20 protein-coding genes are annotated in these 19,008 nt (G+C 33.6%); 11 read left to right on the top strand and 9 right to left on the bottom strand.

Features of this window, described 5'->3' with window-relative positions; genetic code table 11:
• Positions 1-8: 8 nt before the first annotated feature.
• From Q0893_RS04375 to Q0893_RS04365, 3 genes are all read left to right on the top strand, one after another.
• Positions 9-1,658, top strand: a complete 1,650-nt coding sequence (locus Q0893_RS04375; protein WP_298900800.1) for a G-D-S-L family lipolytic protein — start codon at positions 9-11, stop codon at positions 1,656-1,658.
• Between the two features lie 183 nt (positions 1,659-1,841).
• Entirely contained in the window at positions 1,842-3,350 is a 1,509-nt protein-coding gene (atpD, locus tag Q0893_RS04370) for a F0F1 ATP synthase subunit beta (protein ID WP_298900801.1), read from the top strand.
• Positions 3,351-3,367: 17 nt separating this feature from the next.
• Positions 3,368-3,643, top strand: coding sequence for a F0F1 ATP synthase subunit epsilon (locus tag Q0893_RS04365; RefSeq protein ID WP_298900802.1), 276 nt, complete (start codon positions 3,368-3,370; stop codon positions 3,641-3,643).
• Between the two features lie 68 nt (positions 3,644-3,711).
• Here Q0893_RS04365 and Q0893_RS04360 read toward each other — a convergent pair whose 3' ends face one another.
• A complete protein-coding gene (locus Q0893_RS04360; RefSeq protein ID WP_298900804.1) occupies positions 3,712-4,152 on the bottom strand; it encodes a LexA family transcriptional regulator in 441 nt (146 codons plus the stop codon).
• Between the two features lie 43 nt (positions 4,153-4,195).
• Positions 4,196-4,963 carry a LexA family transcriptional regulator gene (locus tag Q0893_RS04355; RefSeq protein WP_298900805.1) on the bottom strand — a complete coding sequence of 256 codons (768 nt, stop codon included), beginning with the start codon at positions 4,961-4,963 and terminating at the stop codon, positions 4,196-4,198.
• 82 nt (positions 4,964-5,045) lie between these two features.
• On the opposite strand from Q0893_RS04355, the gene Q0893_RS04350 reads away from it, so the two are divergent.
• Together Q0893_RS04350 and dinB are read left to right on the top strand one after the other, a co-directional pair.
• On the top strand, positions 5,046-8,063 hold the full coding sequence (locus Q0893_RS04350) for a DNA polymerase III subunit alpha (protein ID WP_299272752.1): 3,018 nt from the start codon (positions 5,046-5,048) through the stop codon (positions 8,061-8,063).
• Positions 8,056-9,273, top strand: coding sequence for a DNA polymerase IV (gene dinB / locus Q0893_RS04345; RefSeq protein WP_298900807.1), 1,218 nt, complete (start codon positions 8,056-8,058; stop codon positions 9,271-9,273). The genes Q0893_RS04350 and dinB overlap by 8 nt, the downstream gene beginning before the upstream one ends.
• A 19-nt stretch (positions 9,274-9,292) precedes the next feature.
• Here dinB and Q0893_RS04340 read toward each other — a convergent pair whose 3' ends face one another.
• From Q0893_RS04340 to Q0893_RS04315, 6 genes are read right to left on the bottom strand one after another with little or no spacing between them, the layout of a single operon-like run.
• On the bottom strand, positions 9,293-9,841 hold the full coding sequence (locus Q0893_RS04340) for a GNAT family N-acetyltransferase (protein WP_298900808.1): 549 nt from the start codon (positions 9,839-9,841) through the stop codon (positions 9,293-9,295).
• Positions 9,828-10,034 carry a helix-turn-helix transcriptional regulator gene (locus tag Q0893_RS04335; protein ID WP_298900809.1) on the bottom strand — a complete coding sequence of 69 codons (207 nt, stop codon included), beginning with the start codon at positions 10,032-10,034 and terminating at the stop codon, positions 9,828-9,830. The genes Q0893_RS04340 and Q0893_RS04335 overlap by 14 nt, the downstream gene beginning before the upstream one ends.
• A 2-nt stretch (positions 10,035-10,036) precedes the next feature.
• Positions 10,037-10,846, bottom strand: a complete 810-nt coding sequence (locus Q0893_RS04330) for a DUF2975 domain-containing protein (protein WP_298900810.1) — start codon at positions 10,844-10,846, stop codon at positions 10,037-10,039.
• A 2-nt stretch (positions 10,847-10,848) separates the two neighbouring features.
• Complete coding sequence (locus Q0893_RS04325) at positions 10,849-11,319, bottom strand: hypothetical protein (protein WP_299272747.1); 471 nt, start codon at positions 11,317-11,319, stop codon at positions 10,849-10,851.
• A gap of 39 nt (positions 11,320-11,358) precedes the next feature.
• A complete protein-coding gene (locus tag Q0893_RS04320) occupies positions 11,359-12,618 on the bottom strand; it encodes a DoxX family protein (RefSeq protein WP_299272745.1) in 1,260 nt (419 codons plus the stop codon).
• Between the two features lies 1 nt (position 12,619).
• Positions 12,620-13,144, bottom strand: a complete 525-nt coding sequence (locus tag Q0893_RS04315) for a DUF2975 domain-containing protein (RefSeq protein WP_299272743.1) — start codon at positions 13,142-13,144, stop codon at positions 12,620-12,622.
• Between the two features lie 140 nt (positions 13,145-13,284).
• Here Q0893_RS04315 and Q0893_RS04310 point away from each other — a divergent pair, with 140 nt between their 5' ends.
• Genes Q0893_RS04310 through bioA form a run of 5 tightly spaced genes read left to right on the top strand, consistent with a single transcriptional unit; the run spans position 13,285 to position 17,306 of the window.
• Positions 13,285-13,812 (top strand): hypothetical protein, encoded by a 528-nt coding sequence (locus tag Q0893_RS04310; protein ID WP_298900815.1) that lies wholly within the window; start codon positions 13,285-13,287, stop codon positions 13,810-13,812.
• 6 nt (positions 13,813-13,818) lie between these two features.
• Complete coding sequence (locus Q0893_RS04305; RefSeq protein ID WP_367180637.1) at positions 13,819-15,003, top strand: aminotransferase class I/II-fold pyridoxal phosphate-dependent enzyme; 1,185 nt, start codon at positions 13,819-13,821, stop codon at positions 15,001-15,003.
• Positions 15,004-15,025: 22 nt separating this feature from the next.
• Complete coding sequence (locus Q0893_RS04300) at positions 15,026-15,439, top strand: DUF2007 domain-containing protein (RefSeq protein WP_299272740.1); 414 nt, start codon at positions 15,026-15,028, stop codon at positions 15,437-15,439.
• A complete protein-coding gene (gene bioD, locus Q0893_RS04295; RefSeq protein WP_298900817.1) occupies positions 15,436-16,044 on the top strand; it encodes a dethiobiotin synthase in 609 nt (202 codons plus the stop codon). Before Q0893_RS04300 ends, bioD begins: the two co-directional genes overlap by 4 nt.
• Positions 16,041-17,306 carry an adenosylmethionine--8-amino-7-oxononanoate transaminase gene (gene bioA, locus Q0893_RS04290; protein WP_298900818.1) on the top strand — a complete coding sequence of 422 codons (1,266 nt, stop codon included), beginning with the start codon at positions 16,041-16,043 and terminating at the stop codon, positions 17,304-17,306. The genes bioD and bioA overlap by 4 nt, the downstream gene beginning before the upstream one ends.
• A gap of 4 nt (positions 17,307-17,310) precedes the next feature.
• Here bioA and Q0893_RS04285 read toward each other — a convergent pair whose 3' ends face one another.
• On the bottom strand, positions 17,311-17,742 hold the full coding sequence (locus Q0893_RS04285; protein WP_298900819.1) for a cytochrome c oxidase assembly factor Coa1 family protein: 432 nt from the start codon (positions 17,740-17,742) through the stop codon (positions 17,311-17,313).
• Positions 17,743-17,860: 118 nt separating this feature from the next.
• On the opposite strand from Q0893_RS04285, the gene Q0893_RS04280 reads away from it, so the two are divergent.
• On the top strand, positions 17,861-19,003 hold the full coding sequence (locus tag Q0893_RS04280) for a beta-ketoacyl synthase N-terminal-like domain-containing protein (protein WP_298900820.1): 1,143 nt from the start codon (positions 17,861-17,863) through the stop codon (positions 19,001-19,003).
• Positions 19,004-19,008 lie beyond the last annotated feature (5 nt).

Below are 19,008 nucleotides of genomic sequence, written 5' to 3'. Positions count from 1 at the left end.
TTACAATAATGAAAACTATAAAATATATTCTATTGTCTGCGATCCTTATTGGATTTACGGCATGTAATGATGAAGAAGACTTCGACACAACAGAAGCGGCCGTTGAGTTACCAGCCTTAACAGCTGGATCTGCAAACTTTTCTAATTACGTTGCTTTAGGAAACTCATTAACAGCTGGATTTACAGATAATGCATTGTTTATTGCTGGTCAGCAAAACTCATATCCAAACACTTTATCTCAAAAATTCGCATTAGTTGGTGGTGGAAATTTTACACAACCATTAACAAGTGATAATGTTGGAGGCCTTTTATTAGCAGGAAATCCTGTTCTAAACCCTGTAACTGGCGAACGTTTATTTGCGCCTAGATTAGTGTTTAATGGTTCAAGTCCTGTGCCTTTAGAAAGTTTAAATCCATTGGCAATGTCAACTACAGATTTTGCTTTAAATAATCCTACAGGACCATTTAATAACCTAGGGGTTCCTGGAGCTGCAAGTTTTCATTTACTAGCAAACGGCTATGGCAGTTTGGCAAACTTTCCTGCTGCTGCTAATCCATATGCTATTAGAATTGCAGGAAACACAGATGCTTCTATGTTAGAATTAGCAATGGCACAGTCGCCTTCATTTTTCTCACTATGGATAGGAAATAATGATGTATTAGGTTATGCCACTTCTGGTGGAGCTTCTGGCGGTTTAACAGACCAAGGAACTTTTGACTTTGCTTATGGTACGCTAATTACAACGTTGACATCTCAAGGTGCTCAAGGTATTATTGCCAATGTTCCTGATGTAACATCTATACCATTCTTTACCACTGTACCTCATAATCCTCTTGATCCATCTAATCCTAGTTTTGGACCTCAGATACCAACACTTAATGGTATTTTCGGGCAATTGAATCAAGTATTTGCTTTCTTAGAAACGCAAGGGGTTCCAAATGCTACAGAACGACAAATTGTATTTTCTGAAACAGCAGCAAGTGCAGTTGTTATTAGAGATGAAAGTTTAGCAGATTTATCCACTCAAATTACTGGAGTATTACTTGCTAGTCCAACTTTCCCTGCATTTGTTCAGTCGTTTGGATTACCTGCTGCAGCTGCGCCGCAAGTAGCTGGTTTATTAGGATTTGTTTATGGACAAGCTAGACAAGCTAATGCTAATGATTTAATGGTACTACCTAGTTCAGCAGTTATTGGAACAGTTAACGAAGATTTCGCTGCATTCTTAGGAACACAAGGCTTACCACCTACTTTAGCTGGACAATTTGCTGTAGAAGGTGTATCGTTACCTTTAGAAGATAAATGGGTTTTATTACCTACAGAACAAGCTGAAATTGCACAAGCTACTTCTGGTTATAATGCTACTATTGCTGCTAGTGCTACTCAAGCTGGTTTAGCATTTGTAGATGCCAATGCCTTACTTAATCAATTAGCTAATGGAGGTATTGCTACAGGCGATTTCATTTTAACAGATGACTTAGTGACTGGAGGTGCATTCTCTTTAGATGGTGTTCATCCAAATGCTAGAGGATATGCTCTAATTGCAAATGAATTTATGAAAGCTATTGATGCCGCTTACGGATCGAACTTCGAGGCTTCAGGTAATTTTGTTAATGTTGGGGATTTTCCAACGAACTATTCGCCTGCACTACAATAAAAACGAAGACACATTTAATTAGAAAACACCTTCATTTAACGTTTGAAAATGAAGGTGTTTTTTTATACATAAAAAAGCCGTAAAAATTTGCTTTAAGTTTAAATTAAAACCTGTATATTTGCAGCGCGAAAAAACAGGTGTTTTTCGCATCAAATTTATATCTAAACATTAAACACATAAGTAATGTCAAAAGTTACAGGTAAAGTTGCACAAATAGTTGGTCCAGTTATCGATGTAGAATTCGGAGCTGGTTCTGAACTTCCAAAAATCTATGATTCTTTAGAAATTAAAAAAGCTGATGGTTCTATATTAGTATTAGAAGTACAGTCTCACATTGGTGAAGATACTGTACGAACTATTGCAATGGATTCATCTGATGGTTTAAGTAGAGGAACAGAAGCTACTGCAACTGGTGCTCCAATTCAAATGCCAATTGGTGGAGATATCTACGGACGTCTTTTCAACGTAATTGGTGATGCCATTGATGGTATTGGAGATTTACCAAAATCTGGCGATAACGGTTTACCAATTCACAGACAAGCGCCTAAGTTTGAAGATTTATCAACGTCTACAGAAGTTTTATTTACTGGTATTAAAGTAATCGATTTAATTGAGCCTTATGCAAAAGGTGGTAAAATTGGTTTATTTGGTGGTGCAGGTGTTGGTAAAACTGTATTAATTCAGGAGTTGATTAATAATATTGCAAAAGGACATGGTGGACTTTCAGTATTTGCTGGTGTAGGTGAACGTACTCGTGAAGGTAATGATTTACTTCGTGAAATGTTAGAATCAGGAATTATCAAGTATGGTGATGATTTCATGCACTCTATGGAAGATGGTGGATGGGATTTATCTAAAGTTGATAAATCTGCAATGAAAGACTCTAAAGCAACTTTCGTTTTCGGACAAATGAACGAGCCTCCTGGAGCTCGTGCTCGTGTAGCACTTTCAGGATTAACTATAGCAGAATATTTCCGTGATGGAGCTGGTGATGGACAAGGAAAAGATGTTCTTTTCTTCGTAGATAACATCTTCCGTTTTACACAAGCTGGATCTGAGGTATCTGCATTACTTGGTCGTATGCCTTCTGCGGTAGGTTACCAACCAACATTAGCAACAGAAATGGGTGCAATGCAAGAGCGTATTACATCAACAAAGAAAGGATCTATTACTTCTGTACAAGCGGTTTACGTACCTGCAGATGATTTAACCGATCCTGCTCCTGCTACAACGTTTGCTCACTTAGATGCAACTACAGTATTATCTCGTAAAATTGCTGAGCTTGGTATCTATCCTGCGGTAGATCCATTAGATTCTACATCAAGAATCTTAACTGCCGATATTTTAGGTAATGATCACTACGATTGTGCACAACGTGTAAAAGAGTTATTACAACGCTATAAAGAATTACAAGATATTATTGCCATCTTAGGTATGGAAGAATTATCTGAAGAAGATAAAATGGCTGTAGGTAGAGCAAGACGTGTACAACGTTTCTTATCTCAACCATTCCACGTAGCAGAACAATTTACAGGTATTCCTGGTGTATTAGTTGATATTAAAGAAACTATTAAAGGATTTAATATGATTATGGATGGTGAATTAGATCACTTACCAGAAGCAGCATTTAACCTTAAAGGAACTATTGAAGAAGCAATTGAAGCTGGAGAAAAAATGCTTGCAGAAGCTTAATCTAAAATTATAAAAACATGCTTTTAGAAATTGTATCACCAGAAGCTACACTATTTAGCGGAGAAGTAACTAGCGTTACAGTACCAGGTGTGATGGGTGAATTTGAAATGTTAAATAATCACGCGCCTATTATCTCTTTATTAAAAGAAGGTCATGTGAAAATTAACGGCAACATTACTTTAGAAGAAAATGTTGAATCCTTATTCAATAAAACAGATAAAGGATTTTGGCTACCAATTACTTCTGGAACAATTGAAATGAAAGATAATAAAGTTATTGTTTTAGCAGACTAAGGCAGTATATTTATTTACATATATAAAACGTCAAACTTTTAGTTTGGCGTTTTTTTATGCGCATATTCTTAAACTTTCTTTATCACATTAGTGACAATACCCCAAATCACAAAGTTATTCGCTTCGGTGATATGTATTATAGGATAATCTGGGTTTTCGGGCTGTAACCACATTTGATTATCTGAAACCCGCAAACGTTTCACTGTAAACTCTCCATCTAAAAAACAAACGGCTATTTTATTATTAGCTGGTTCTATACTTCTATCAATAACCAATAAATCATTATCCTCTAATCCTGCACCAATCATAGATTGCCCACTCACACGAGCGTAAAAAGTAGTGTCCTTATTTTTGACTAGCTCTGCATCTAATGACAAACGCTGCTCATTAAAGTCTTCTGCTGGCGATGGAAAACCAGCCGAAATTCCTGCATCAAATAATTGTGCTGCCGCACCTTCAATAACTTCTGGTATAAAGAAGTCTAAATGTTCTGTGTTTTGTGTTTTCATATGGATATAAATTTTGTTAATCACTGTAAGCACTTAAATATCCTTACATCTGCTTTATAGCTTCTAATTCTACGCGTAACTCTTGAAACATGGCCATAATATTACTCATCTTTAATTCCTTTTCATCATACTCCTGCGTATTAATACAACACGTAAACTCCCAAAGCTCTAAAATAGCCTCTTTTCTAACCAAATACGGTTCATAAGATGTATTATCTGAACTTAATAATAGATTAACCTCATCGTCTTTCGGTATATAAACACGTTTGTATACCAAACCATCATTCTTTGTTAATACAATATAGGTTCTTCCGTTTTTAACTTCATCAATAGATTCAACAAATTTTGCAACAATAAATGCTCCATCCTTTACTGGTAACATAGAATCTCCTTTTATAGGAAACGCACGATGTGTTCCTGTTGGTAAAAAAGGTAGTTTAATTTTTTGCAATTGCTCAATATATTCTGGATCATCATAACCTTCAAGATAACCTGCAGATGCCTTTGTTGGAATAATTTCAATCAAATCTTCATTATCTTCATTAACTGTGATAGGAAATAGTACACGTTTATTTCCTATTTGTATAAATGATGTGTCTTTGGCTTGTCTTAAATCTTTTTTAACTAAGATATCTATGGGTATATTTATATAGCGAGATAACTCAATTAATCGCTCAATTGGAGGCTCAGAACGTCCTTCTTCATAAGATCCTACCATTGATCTTGACCAACCTAATTCTTCTGCAAAACGTTCTTGTGAGAACTTTTTCAAGGAACGTAAATGCCTAATATTTGCTTGTATATTTTTCATTATTAAAATGACTTTAACAGTATTTACTACAAATATAAGCAACAATTACTACAAATAGTAGTTAATTTTGTTAATCCTTGTCATGTATCTTAATTGTCACACATATTACAGTCTACGTTATGGTTCAATTGCACCAAAACAATTGCTTGCTATGGCCTTTGCAAACAATTTAAATACTTTAGCACTTACTGATATTAACAATACTTCTGCATGCTTAGACTTTGTACGTCTTTCTAGCAACTATAATATTAAACCAATTCTTGGCGTAGATTTTAGAAATGGTGCAGAACAGCAATTTATTTTAATTGCTAAAAACAATAATGGTTTTCAAAATATTAATCATTACTTATCTAAACATTTATACAATCAAGAGCTAAAAATTCCTGACCGACCAGAAACAAAAATCAATGACTGTTATGTCATTTATCCATATCTAAAAGGAGTAGATTATAATTTAAAAACCGATGAATTTTTAGGGGTTACCCCTAAAGACCTTAATAACCTTAAATTTTCTCGTTGGAATACACTGCAACATCAATTAGTGATTTTAAAAACAGTCTCCTTTCAAAATAAAAAAGGATTCAACACTCATCGTTTGTTGCGTGCTATTGACAATAATACTTTACTAAGTAAACTTCCTAAGACCGAAGAAGGAGATTCTAATCATACGATGATGCCTTACCAACAGCTGTGCAGTACCTATGAAGAGTTTCCAACGCTTATTGAAAACACAAAACAGTTAATGGACAAATGTTCTATTAATTTTGACTTCTCGCAACAAATACCAAACAATCAAAAAACATACACTAATAGCGAAGTTCTAGATTTTAAACTTTTAAAAAAACTCACCTATGAAGGTTTACACTATCGCTACAAAGATCCAGATACAACTATTTTTAAACGTATAGAAAAAGAACTTTCTATTATTAATGCAAAAGGGTTTGTATCCTATTTTTTAATTAATTGGAAAATTTTAAAATACGCACGTAGTAAAGGTTATTTCTATGTTGGTCGTGGTAGTGGGGCCAATAGTATTATTGCCTACCTACTTCGTATTACAGATGTAGATCCTATAGAACTCGATTTATATTTTGAACGTTTTATTAATCTCTTTCGGCAAAACCCACCAGATTTTGATATTGATTTTTCCTGGAAAGACCGTGATGATATTACCCAATTCATTTTCAAAACTTTTAAAAACACAGCACTTATAACAGTTTATAATACTTTTAAATTTAGAGCATCGGTTCGAGAATTAGGTAAAGTTTTTGGTTTACCTAAATCGGAAATGGATATACTCACTAGAGGGAAGTATAATATCAATCAGCTCGATCAATTGTCACAACTCGTTATTAAATACAGTACTTATATTGAAGGTTTTCCAAATTATTTAGGTATCCATGCTGGAGGTATATTAATTTCAGAAAAACCCATTCATTATTATGGTGCTACATTTATGCCTCCTAAAGGATTTCCTACGACACAGTTTGATATGGTAGTTGCTGAAGATATTGGCTTATATAAGTTTGATATTTTAAGTCAACGCGGACTAGGAAAGATAAAGGATGCTGTTGCCATTGTTAGATATAATCGCCCTCAATTACCACCAATAGATATTCATGATATAAAACGTTTTAAAAAAGACGAACGCATTAAATATTTACTTCGGAATGCTAAAGCAATTGGTTGTTTTTATGTAGAATCACCAGCTATGCGTATGCTTCTAAAAAAGTTACAGGTTGACAATTATTTAGGATTGGTTGCAGCAAGTTCGGTAATTCGTCCTGGTGTTGCCAAAAGCGGAATGATGCGTGAGTATATTTTAAGGTATCGTTATCCCGAAAAGCGCAAAGAAGCACACCCTGTACTATCTAAACTTATGCCAGAAACTTATGGTGTTATGGTTTACCAAGAAGATGTTATTAAAGTAGCTCATCACTTTGGCAGACTCACTTTAGGAGAAGCCGATATGTTACGACGAGGGATGTCTGGAAAGTTCCGTTCACGAGAAGAATTTTTGAAGGTGAAACAACAGTTTTTTGATAATTGTAAAACAGCTGGAGAACCAGAAGCATTTACTGCAGATGTTTGGCGACAAATTGAAAGTTTTGCTGGCTATGCTTTTGCAAAAGGTCACTCTGCATCTTATGCAGTAGAAAGCTATCAAAGTCTTTTTTTAAAAGCCTATTTCCCATTAGAATACATGACAGCCACCATTAATAATTTTGGAGGGTTTTACAGAACCGAACTCTATGTACATGAAGCAAGAATGCATGGAGGAATTATAAAGCCACCATGTATCAATACAAGTTTTACTCAAGCTATTATTAAAGCCAAGACCATATATTTAGGGTTTATGTTTTTGCAATCATTCGAATCTAAACTTATGAAGCAAATCATTGCAGAACGTGAGCAACATGGAACTTATAAAACTCTTGATGATTTTATTGAACGCATTCCTATTTCCGTAGAACAAATCTCTATCTTAATTAAAATTAATGCGTTTAGGTTTACTAAAACAAATAAGCGAGAATTGCTTTGGGAAGCACATCTAAAAATTAGTAAAACTGTAATTCAGGAGCATATTATGACCTTATTTAAAACAGAAAAAATAAGTTATAAAACACCTCAACTGTCAAGTACAGATTTAGAAAATGCTTTTGATGAAATAGAACTCTTAGGCTTTCCTTTATGTAACCCATTTCATTTACTAAACAAACCGTCTTTAACACATATACGTGCTAAACATTTAATAGGTTTTCAACATAAAACAATCACTATTGAAGGCTATCTAATTACAACAAAAAACACAACTACCTCAAATGGAAAACGCATGTACTTTGGCACTTTTTTGGATTACGATGGTGATTTTATAGACACCGTTCATTTTCCTCCTATGGCTGCAAAATATCCATTTAGAGGCAACGGTATTTATTCGATTACAGGAAAAGTAATACTAGAATTTGGATGCGTTAACATTGAAGTCTCTAACATGGAACGTCTTGCAATTATAGAAGACCCGCGTTATGCAATAAACTCTTCAAATCCAACATTCCAAAAGAAAAGAAATTTTGAAGATTTAAAAGTACGCTATGAGTAACAATCGATCTATAGTACATATGGACTTAGATACTTTTTTTGTGTCTTGCGAGCGACTCTTAGACAGTAGGCTTAATGGAAAACCTGTGCTTATTGGTGGTACAAGTGATCGAGGTGTTGTTGCATCTTGCAGCTATGAAGCTAGAACATATGGCATACACTCTGCCATGCCCATGCGTATGGCGAAACAACTATGCCCTGAAGCAATCATACTAAGAGGAAACTCTGGAATATATACCAAATTCTCACAAAATGTAACTGAGGTAATAAAAGAAACCGTTCCGTTATATGAAAAAACCTCTATAGATGAATTTTACCTAGATCTCACCGGAATGGATAAGTTTTTTGGGTGTCATAAATTGGCTTCAGAATTACGTCAACGCATTATTAAAGAAACAGGTTTACCTATTTCATTTGGCCTATCACTCAATAAAACTGTATCCAAAATTGCCACAGGTGAAGCAAAACCTAATAATGAAATACGTGTTATTTCAGGAACAGAAAAACCATTTTTAGCTCCTCTTTCAGTTAAAAAAATACCAATGGTTGGACATGTCACTTACAAAGCGTTATGTGATTTAGGTGTGAAACGGATTAAAACTGTACAAGATATGCCTATGGAACTCATGCATAAAGTGCTAGGTAAAAACGGACTTTCTATATGGAAAAAAGCAAACGGTATAGATAATAGCCCAGTAGTTCAATATCATGAACGCAAATCAATTTCTACAGAACGTACTTTTAATAGAGATACAACTGATGTTTCAAAACTTAAAGGTATTGTTATTGCTATGGCAGAAAATTTAGCATATCAATTACGTCGTGGAAATAAATTAACAGCTTGCGTAACATTTAAAATACGTTATTCTGATTTTCAAACCTATACGCAACAGCAACGTATTCCGTATAGCGCAATGGATCATTCTATTATTCCTGTAGTATTAGATTTATACAAAAAACTTTATAACCGTAGATTATTAGTACGTTTAGTTGGTGTGAAATTTAGCCATTTAGTAGAAGGTGGTCATCAAATTCATTTATTTGAAGATGACGAAAAGCTATTACATTTAAGTCAGGCCATAGATAAAATGCGAGAACGTTATGGCGATCGAGCAGTCATTAATGCAGCAGGAATGGAAGCCAAATCTATTAGTAGGTGGAATCCTTTCACAGGAGAACCCCCTCCTCTATTGGCTAATAGAAGACAATAATAAAATCATTATTTTAAATCTATGAAATTGGTAAACTAATAAGTTCCCAAGTTTCATTGTTTGAAACATAGGTTTTTAAAAGTTCAAAACCTACAGCTTGATGCGCTTTAGACGAACGTACATTTTTGACATTAACCTCGGTAATTATAGCTTTAAAATCTGGCTTTAAAACGTTGGACATAAACCTATACAATCCTCTAAAAATGCCTTGTTTTCTATATGGTTTAGAAACACAAACTTGTCCCATTACAATATAATTTAGCCGCTTAGGTATTATAGACTCAATCTCGTTAAACATAGAAATTAATATAGGAATTTCATCTTTAAATTGTTTAGTCATGCATAAGGCATACCCAACAATATGACCATCGTGTTTTGCAATAATATGCGCGCAAGAATCATTCATGCGTTTTAAAATATCAAAGGAATGATGAATGGTGACATAGCCTTCTTTTTCTTGTTCTGAAACTGTTATTCTTTTGGGCAGGTTATCGCTTTGAAGTCTTAAAATAGCATTTAATTCATCATCCGTTTTTACTCTATGATATGTAATATCAGTTATCGACATACTCTAAAATATCGGCAGGTTGACACTCTAAAGCTTCGCAAATAGCTTCCAAAGTAGAAAACCTAATTGCTTTGGCTTTTCCAGATTTTAAGATCGACAAGTTTGCTGTAGTAATACCAATAATCTCAGCCAAGTCTTTACTTTTCATTTTTCGCTTAGCAAGCATTACATCAAGATTAACAACTATTGGCATAATTAGATGGTTAAATTGTTTTCTCGTTGCATTTTATTCCCAGACCTTAATAGCGCGCTCAAAACAATAAGCGAAAGTCCTACTAAAAGGAATGAAAAATCAAAACCTAAATGCGAACTCATCGTTATATCCATATATTTTAAGGCATCATCTAAAGGGGTTATACGAATCTCTTTTAATGCTCTCCCCAGAACAGAATTAATTATTATGGAGAGTAACACCTTAACAATCATTATTACTCCTAATATTTGTATTAATCTATATAGTTTTTGAGAAAACCGAATATCGATTCTTAGCATCTTAAATATATTCTTAAGAAAGAAGAAAACAAATATTAAAATGACAAAATCCATATAAGTTCTAAGCACAATAAGCACTTTATCGAATGCTGTTTTAGGTTTTATACGTATATAACCATCTCCCCTAAGTACTTTAGAAGTTAGTTCGAAATTATCTTCCATTCCATAATTATTGATACTTATAATAGTCTTAAAATTTAAGGAATCCTTTATAGTTATTGGAGTAGCATATTGAGGTATCGTATAATATCTTTTCTTCCCATTAGTATCAATCTCTTCTTCATAATTAGTAAAAAGTATATTATTAAACATCGGGCTTTTAGGTCTTACTTCAAACTTAACAGGCATTTCATACCCATGTGAGCTATTAAATTTCGGAGAAAAATTACCCATTTTACCATCGTCAGTAAAGACCTCGGTAACTAATGCAAAGCCAAAAGCGATAATTAATAAATAAAACGAGATACTACATATCAAAAATAGTATATCGGCAAGTGCTGTTCCTGTTTTCATAATCAAATAGTTAAATCGTTTTCCTCTTTAATAACGCCTCCATTTTTAATAAAATCAGAAAAGATTAACAAGCCCATTCCAACTAAAACTACCAAAAAAGCCATAATAAAACTATTTATCAATTCGTTCAATTTAAATTCGTTTCTAGCTAAAATAATATAAGCAGTCCTAAGTAATGCAAAGCCCACAAAAATTAAACCTGCCTTTCTAAATTTAAGTTCACTAATACGATTAAAAAAGCCATCTTTTATGATATGTTTTATGCCTTGTTGAATCTTAAAAGACCCCATTAAAATAACACTTAAAAGCCCCGTTAAAATAAGATTATTAAACGCACCTAAGGCATGATTTTTAGTTTGACTAGAATTAACAATATCTGGAATTACCAGTCCAAAAATTTGCGTCACAATTAAAACAAACGTTGCAAGGTTTATAAAAATTAGTAATCGGTATAATAATTTAACTTTCTTCATATGTTGCATGTATAAACAATAGTCATTTCTACAATTGTATTAATAGTTATAAGTAGATTCATTTACCCAATGAAACTTCCGATTGATGAGTCTAAAATCAGATTCAGGTTTTCTTTTGAAATAAACTTGTAGCGAATCTCCGTCTAGAACACCCTTTAATTCTAAGGTTGTATCATCATTCAAATTATAAAAAAAATGTTGTGGAATTAAATCTGCTTCGCGATTAAAAACAATCTTCTTTTGTACAGTATCGAATTTAAATTGATATCTATCTATGGAATCGTTCATCTTTTTTATCGCTGCCTTTTTCTTAAGATCTACTATTAAATATCGCCATCTATAAGTATCTGTTAGAAGTGGTGGTATTGTGTCTTTGTTTTTTATAAATAACTGCGATTCCCAAATACCATAAAACTCAGATTTCGATTTTAATTGTTCCCTCAGTTCAAATTGAACGAAACATTGAACGATTAGAATTAATGTAAGCAAGACGACAACAAACCCTCTACCTCCTCGTATTACTTTTTTTAAAGCTCCATTAGCTAAAGGTTTATAGAATTCAATCTTTTCTACCGTTTTATTTTTAAAGAACATATTAATTATACGATACCTATCTGGCCATAGGAGTATAATAGCCATCAATGTAAGGTGCATTGAAAATAATTTTACAGGAATATCATAAATAAGATTCATCACAACAACATTGGTCATTACACCAACAATAATGAGACTCCCAATTGTTTGTGTTTTACGATAAAGAAGTAAAACGCCTCCAAGAATTTCTATAAAACCAATAAAAATACTATAAGCCAGAGAATAACCCATAAACGTCCATGCTAATCCCATAGGAGACATTTCTCCAACAGATTGCATTAATAATTCTAAGCTAGGGCTTCCAAATTGGCCGTTAAAAACTTTAGCTAGACCATAAAAAAGCATCGCAACAAACAACGCTACTCTAAGAATAACTTGAAACCAATAGAAAAGTGTGTTATACGAGTGCCTTTTACGATCAGCAATAGTCCAAATTAGGCCTACGAGTAATGCCAAAACTAAATTTAAAGCAAAGCGAACATAGTCGAAAGAGCGATCACCACTTCCTGTGCTTTCCGTACTGAAATCTGAACCCCAACCTAGAAAAATATCAGCAAACCACCTCAAAAACCCTTCAAATAATAGTGCTGTAAACAACAGCAAAATGAACAATATAACATACGAAAAAATGACTCTAAAAGCGATTTTATCTATGATACTCCAATTCGTTTTTTGATGTTTAACACTTTCCATAGCAAGTTTCATTTTAAATGGTTAGATCATTTTCTTCTTTTGCCTGTTTTCCGCGTTTAAAAATTTCGGCAAGAACATAAAATGCTAAACCCGCAGGAATTAGGAACATAAACTCAGTCTTGAGTTCATCGAAAAAGTCGAATGTAGATTTTCCAATGGCAGCTAATAGAAATCTCAAGACCAAAACACTAATTGTATATTGAATAAAGATGTTTCCTATTTTTTTAAAATATCTAATATTATTATCACTAAAGTAATGCCCATTATCTATCTCTTTCAGAATAGATAAAAAATAGGAAAATCCATAAATGAGATACCCTTTCCAAAAAAATATCCCTGCACTAATAGTATAATAACTCCATTTAATGGCATTTTGTGACGTGAGCCAAGTTTCGTTCTTATTTGCAGATTTCGCCCAATTTTGAAATTCTTTAAACTGATTAAAGTCAAACTCGCGCATATCATTAAGTAATACCGAAATTGATGTAAGCAAAACACCCCATGTAATTACAGTTAAAAGGTTGGTATTATCTTTCATTACAATCTATTTTATTATCGTTTAACGATAACAAATATATAAAAATTATTGATAAACAATAATTTTTTATTTAAAAAAGACAATTTTTATTCTCTTTAATTCACTCTTTATTAACTATTTCATTAGCTATCTTTGTCCTTATGGATTCAATTATTACTTACACCAGAAAAGTTCCTATTTGGAAGATTATAGCAGGAATTGCTGCAATATTGGTTGGACTTTATGGATTGATTAAATTAGACCTTCGAATGTTAGTTCCCATTTTATTCGGTTTAGTTCTTTTAAAAACGGAAGGCTCAGACATTAATTTAAAATCTAATACCTACAGAAAAACCATTTCATTTCTGGGTATTCGTTTTGGTACTTGGCGAACATTAGAAAACCTAGAATACATCTCAGTTTTTAATACAACCGAAGACATCACATTAAGAGCACTTACCGCAGAAACAACAAATTCTTTACCAATAATAGTTTTAAACCTCTTTTATGAAAGAAATAAAAAAATAACTGTTTACAAAACTGAAAATGTCAAAGACGCTTTCAATGTTGCATCACATATTGCAGATGCCTTAATAATTGATCTTTTAGACGCCACAGAAAAAGGCGATTACAAATGGGTAAACAAAGATATTTTAAGAGAAAAAGGAGAACTAGTTTATATCGATTAATTGTACATGATGTTACCTAAAAAACTTCAGCATAAACTTAATAAGCGAAAAGAAGACAACGCATTTCGAACCCTAGGTTCGTCTGCTAATCTTATTGATTTTTCGTCAAATGATTATCTAGGTTTTTCGAAATCAAAAGCTCTACACGACATATCGATAAACATTTTAAAAACACAACATACTGTTCAAAACGGTGCAACAGGATCCAGACTTTTATCTGGAAATCATCCATTATATGACATAGTAGAACAACATATAAGTACATTTCATAATGCTGAAAGTGCCCTTATTTTCAACTCTGGTTATGACGCTAATTTGGGCTTCTTTTCTTGTGTGCCTCAACGACATGATATTATCCTTTATGACGAATACTGCCATGCTTCAATTAGAGACGGTATCACAATGAGCCACGCTAAAGCCTACAAATTTAAGCACAATGATCTTTTAAATTTAGAGCAACTTATTAACGAGCATTCTCGGTTTGTTTCAGAATCTCAAAACAGTATTTATGTTGTTACAGAATCTATATTTTCAATGGATGGGGACGCTCCAGATTTAATTAATCTATCTCAACTTTGCAAAGCACATCATGCTCACCTTGTTGTTGACGAAGCACATGCTATTGGTGTTTTTGGAAATAATGGTAATGGTCTCATTGCTCAACACCAACTTGAAACTCATGTTTTTGCTAGAATTGTAACATTTGGAAAGGCTTTAGGGGCTCATGGCGCTGCCATTTTATGTAGTCAAAAACTAAGAGACTATCTTATCAATTTTTCAAGACCATTTATTTATACCACTGCGCTTCCACCACACACTTTAGCCTTAATAAAGGCTGCCTACGATACACTACAAAACCATAAATCTGATACATCCTCTTTACATTCTAATGATATACTTAAACTTCATAATAATATTAAGTTCTTTACATCTGAAATCGCTCTGCTAAAGATGCAAGAGCATTTTATAGACAGCAACTCTGCTATTCAATGTTGCGTCATCCCCGGAAATGATAACGCTAAACATATATCCAATCTGTTGCATGAAAAAGGATTCAATGTTAAAGCCATTTTATCTCCTACTGTTCCAAAAGGGAAAGAACGTTTAAGATTTTGCATACATTCCTTTAATACTGAAAAAGAAATATCGGAAGTCTTGCGCATACTTACTACCTTTGTAAAAACATTGTGAACAGCGCATGTTTTAACCCTAAATGAGTCAGAAATTTAAAACCATAGCACGATTTCAACACACAACTGAAGCTCAAATTATTAAAGGACGGTTGGAAGCTGAAGGCATAAAAGTCTTTTTACAAGATCATCTCACAATTGATACAGATCCCTTAGTAAGCAACGCTATTGGAGGCGTAAAATTGAAAGTGCTATCTGAAGACGCCATGAAAGCGCAACATATTTTGAGTACTATTAAAAGGTACTCCTTAGACGATGAAGGAAATACCATTCATTGTCCTAATTGTAATAGCGAAAAAATAGAATTATTTTCTACGATTACAGATTTTAAGTCCTTTTTTTCCTTTTTAGTTGGATTTTTATTTGGAACACTTCCATTTCATACGCGCTATAAATATAAATGCGAAACTTGTAGTACAGAATTTAAACAAAAATGAACACATACTTTATCACAGGAATAGGAACCGATGTTGGCAAAACCGTAGCCTCAGCAATACTCACAGAAGCACTCGAAGCTGATTACTGGAAACCAATACAAGCTGGAGAATTAGAACATTGTGATACTAAAAAAGTACAATCTTATGTCTCTAACTCTAAATCACATTTTCACAAAAACACATATGCTCTGCACACACCAATGAGCCCACATGCAGCAGCAGATATTGATGGTGTCTCAATACAACTAAAAAACATAAAACCGCCTCAAACAGATAATCATTTGGTAATTGAAGGCGCAGGAGGTCTACTTGTTCCAATTAACCATAGCAATACCATTCTGGATCTCATTAAACCAAATTATAAAGTTATTGTGGTTTCTAGGCATTACTTGGGCAGTATTAACCATTCCTTGCTCACTATTAATTTGTTGTTAGAAAAAGGGTTTGATGTTTCTGTTATTTTCAGCGGAAATGAGCACAAAACAACCGAAGATATCATTATAAAAATGACCAAAGTCAATGTAATTGGACGCATAAATGAAGAACCTTATTTTGATAAAAATGTAGTAAAAGCATATGCCGAAACATTTAAAGATAAATTATGAGCTTAAAAGAAAGAGATAAAAAACACATTTGGCATCCATTAACTCAACATAAATTGCATCCCGAAGCTATTGCTATCACAAAAGCTAAAGATTGCACCTTAACTGATGAAGATGGTAATACCTACATTGATGCAATTGCTTCATGGTACACTTGTATGTATGGGCATTGCAATCAAGATATCGTCAATAAGGTTTCAGAACAAATGAATAGACTAGATCAGGTTGTATTTAGTGGTTTCACCCATGAACCTGCTGTTCAACTTTCAGAAGCTCTAATTGCTATTCTCCCAGAAAATCAAAACAAGATTTTTTTTAGTGACAATGGCTCAACATCTGTCGAAATAGGAATTAAAATGGCACTGCAATATCATTTTAACACAGGTGAAAAACGACATACTTTAATTGCATTTGAAGACGGATTTCATGGTGATACATTTGGAGCAATGAGTGTTTCCGGCTTATCAGTTTATAATGGTCCTTTTGAAGATTTTTTTTTAGACGTTAAACGTATTCCAACGCCTAATGGTCATAACCATGATATTATTTTAAAGCAACTGGAAGACATCACAGCTAATCATAAGGTAGCAGGTTTTGTGTACGAGCCTTTAGTACAGGGAGCAGCGGCCATGAAGATGCATGATGCCAATGGATTAGAATTAATTTTAAAGTTTTGCAAATCAAATCAAATCATTACTGTTGCTGACGAAGTGATGACTGGTTTTGGAAAAACAGGACGCTATTTTGCTTCAGACTATATGGAAACCAAACCAGACGTCATCTGCTTAAGTAAAGCACTAACCGCTGGCCTATTACCTATGGCAATAACGAGTTGTTCTCAAAACATCTATGACGCATTTTATAGTGACGAGATTGGCAAAGGTTTATTTCATGCCCATACATACTCTGCTAACCCAATAGCTTGTACAGCTGCATTAGCAGGGATTGAATTATTAACTTCTGATAAGATTCAAGACGATATAAAACGAATCATAACATCTCATCAAGCATTCGATAATCATATCAAGACACACCCAAAAGTAGCATCTACTCGGCAAACTGGAATTATATTTGCTTTAGATCTTCAAATTGAAATGGAACGTTATGGAAATTTGCGTGATAAACTTTTCAACTTCTTTATGCAAAATGGTGTATGCCTGAGACCATTAGGAAATACCATTTACATCTTAGCGCCTTATGTGATTTCAGAAAAGGAACTAGACACAGTGTATCGAGTTATTGAGGGTGTATTAGATATTTTATAATGGGTTAATCCCCTTCCATAGTCTTTTTTAATAAATTAATTTTTTCCTGGGTGTCTTTAATAACTACATAAAGTTTTTCGTATTGCCATCCTTCATTGTCTTTTTCGGCAAGAACAACAATAACTCCTTCTCCTTTTTCTCCTTTAATAGGGATTTTTAAATCGGCCTCTCCTGTACTATTATTAATGGTAATATTGCCTTGAAAAAGACCATCCGTATCAATAGATTCTCCCAAAGCCAATTGAACCTCGTTATTGTCTTTAGCAGATTCAACGGCATATTCATAAGGTGCAGATTCTTTTATAATTTTAGACACGCCAAAAATTGCCGCACCTATTCCAAATATAAATAGCAATATAACTCCTAGGCATCCTCCTACAGGTAAAACCCAAAGCCAGTTTCTGCCAAACCAACTTTTTTGACGTATTTGTTCCATAATTATGATTGATTTATTTGATAGGTATCATTTAATTCTGTTTTGTTACTTAAACTATCATCATTTTATGTTTACATAAATATACAATATCCTATTTTTGTATAAAATTTAATTGCCCTTGCAACAACCAATCTCTATAACAGCTATCTCTTCAATATCTCCTTTGGGATCACATCCCGATGAGATTTGGAAAAACTATATAAACAAGAATCACTTTTTTATAGAAGAAAAAGATGTACTAATAGCTAAAATTGATTCTGAAACTAAACAGAAAATTGAGTTGCTAAAGCAGTCCAACGTTAAATACAAAAATTTAGACAATACCGTATTATTTGCCATTCATACATCGAGAGAAGCTATAAAAAAAGCCAACTGGAAGTCGAGTGATAACTTCGGAATTAATATTGGTTCTTCTCGTGGTGCTACAGCCCTATTCGAAAAATATCATAAAGGATTTATTAAAAATAAAAAAGCAAATACTTTAACCTCTCCAACAACTACTTTAGGAAATATTTCTTCATGGGTTGCACATGATTTACAAACAAAAGGTCCAGAAATTTCGCATTCAATTACGTGTTCCACTGCTTTGCATGCCATGCTTAATGGCATTGCTTGGATTAGTGCTGGACTATGCGATAAATTTTTAGTTGGAGGAAGCGAAGCGCCTTTAACTCCTTTTACTATTGCCCAAATGCAAGCCTTAAAAATTTACGCAAAAACCAATATCAACCCCTATCCAAACCAGTCTCTTAATATTAACAAAAAAGACAATACAATGATCCTTGGAGAAGGCGCGGCAATGGCATGTTTGGAATCTGGTAACGCGCCAAATGCGATAGCCACCATAATTGGAATGGGTTATGCTACCGAAATCTTAGAACATAGTGCCTCACTATCAACAAATGCACTTTGCTTTCAACAATCTATGGCTATGGCTATAGGTAGTTTAAACCCAGATGATATTGATGTTATTGTTACGCATACTCCAGGAACAATTAAAGGCGATTTGGCCGAAATAAATGCTATCAATACAATTTTTTGTAACAAAACACCATCATTAACTACTAATAAGTGGAAGATAGGTCACAGCCTTGGTGCTTCCGGACTTTTAAATATTGAAATGGCAATAATGATGTTGCAACACGAGATGTTTATTTCAATACCTTACCTAAAAGCCAAAACACCTCAACGCATCAAAAACGTACTGGTTAATGCCGTAGGTTTTGGCGGAAATGCCGTATCTATCTTATTGTCAAAATAACATTT

Source organism: uncultured Psychroserpens sp. (assembly GCF_947494225.1).
Taxonomy (GTDB): Bacteria; Bacteroidota; Bacteroidia; order Flavobacteriales; family Flavobacteriaceae; genus Psychroserpens.
The sequence above is the reverse complement of the archived record's forward strand: the minus strand, read 5'-3'. Positions and strand labels throughout refer to the sequence as shown.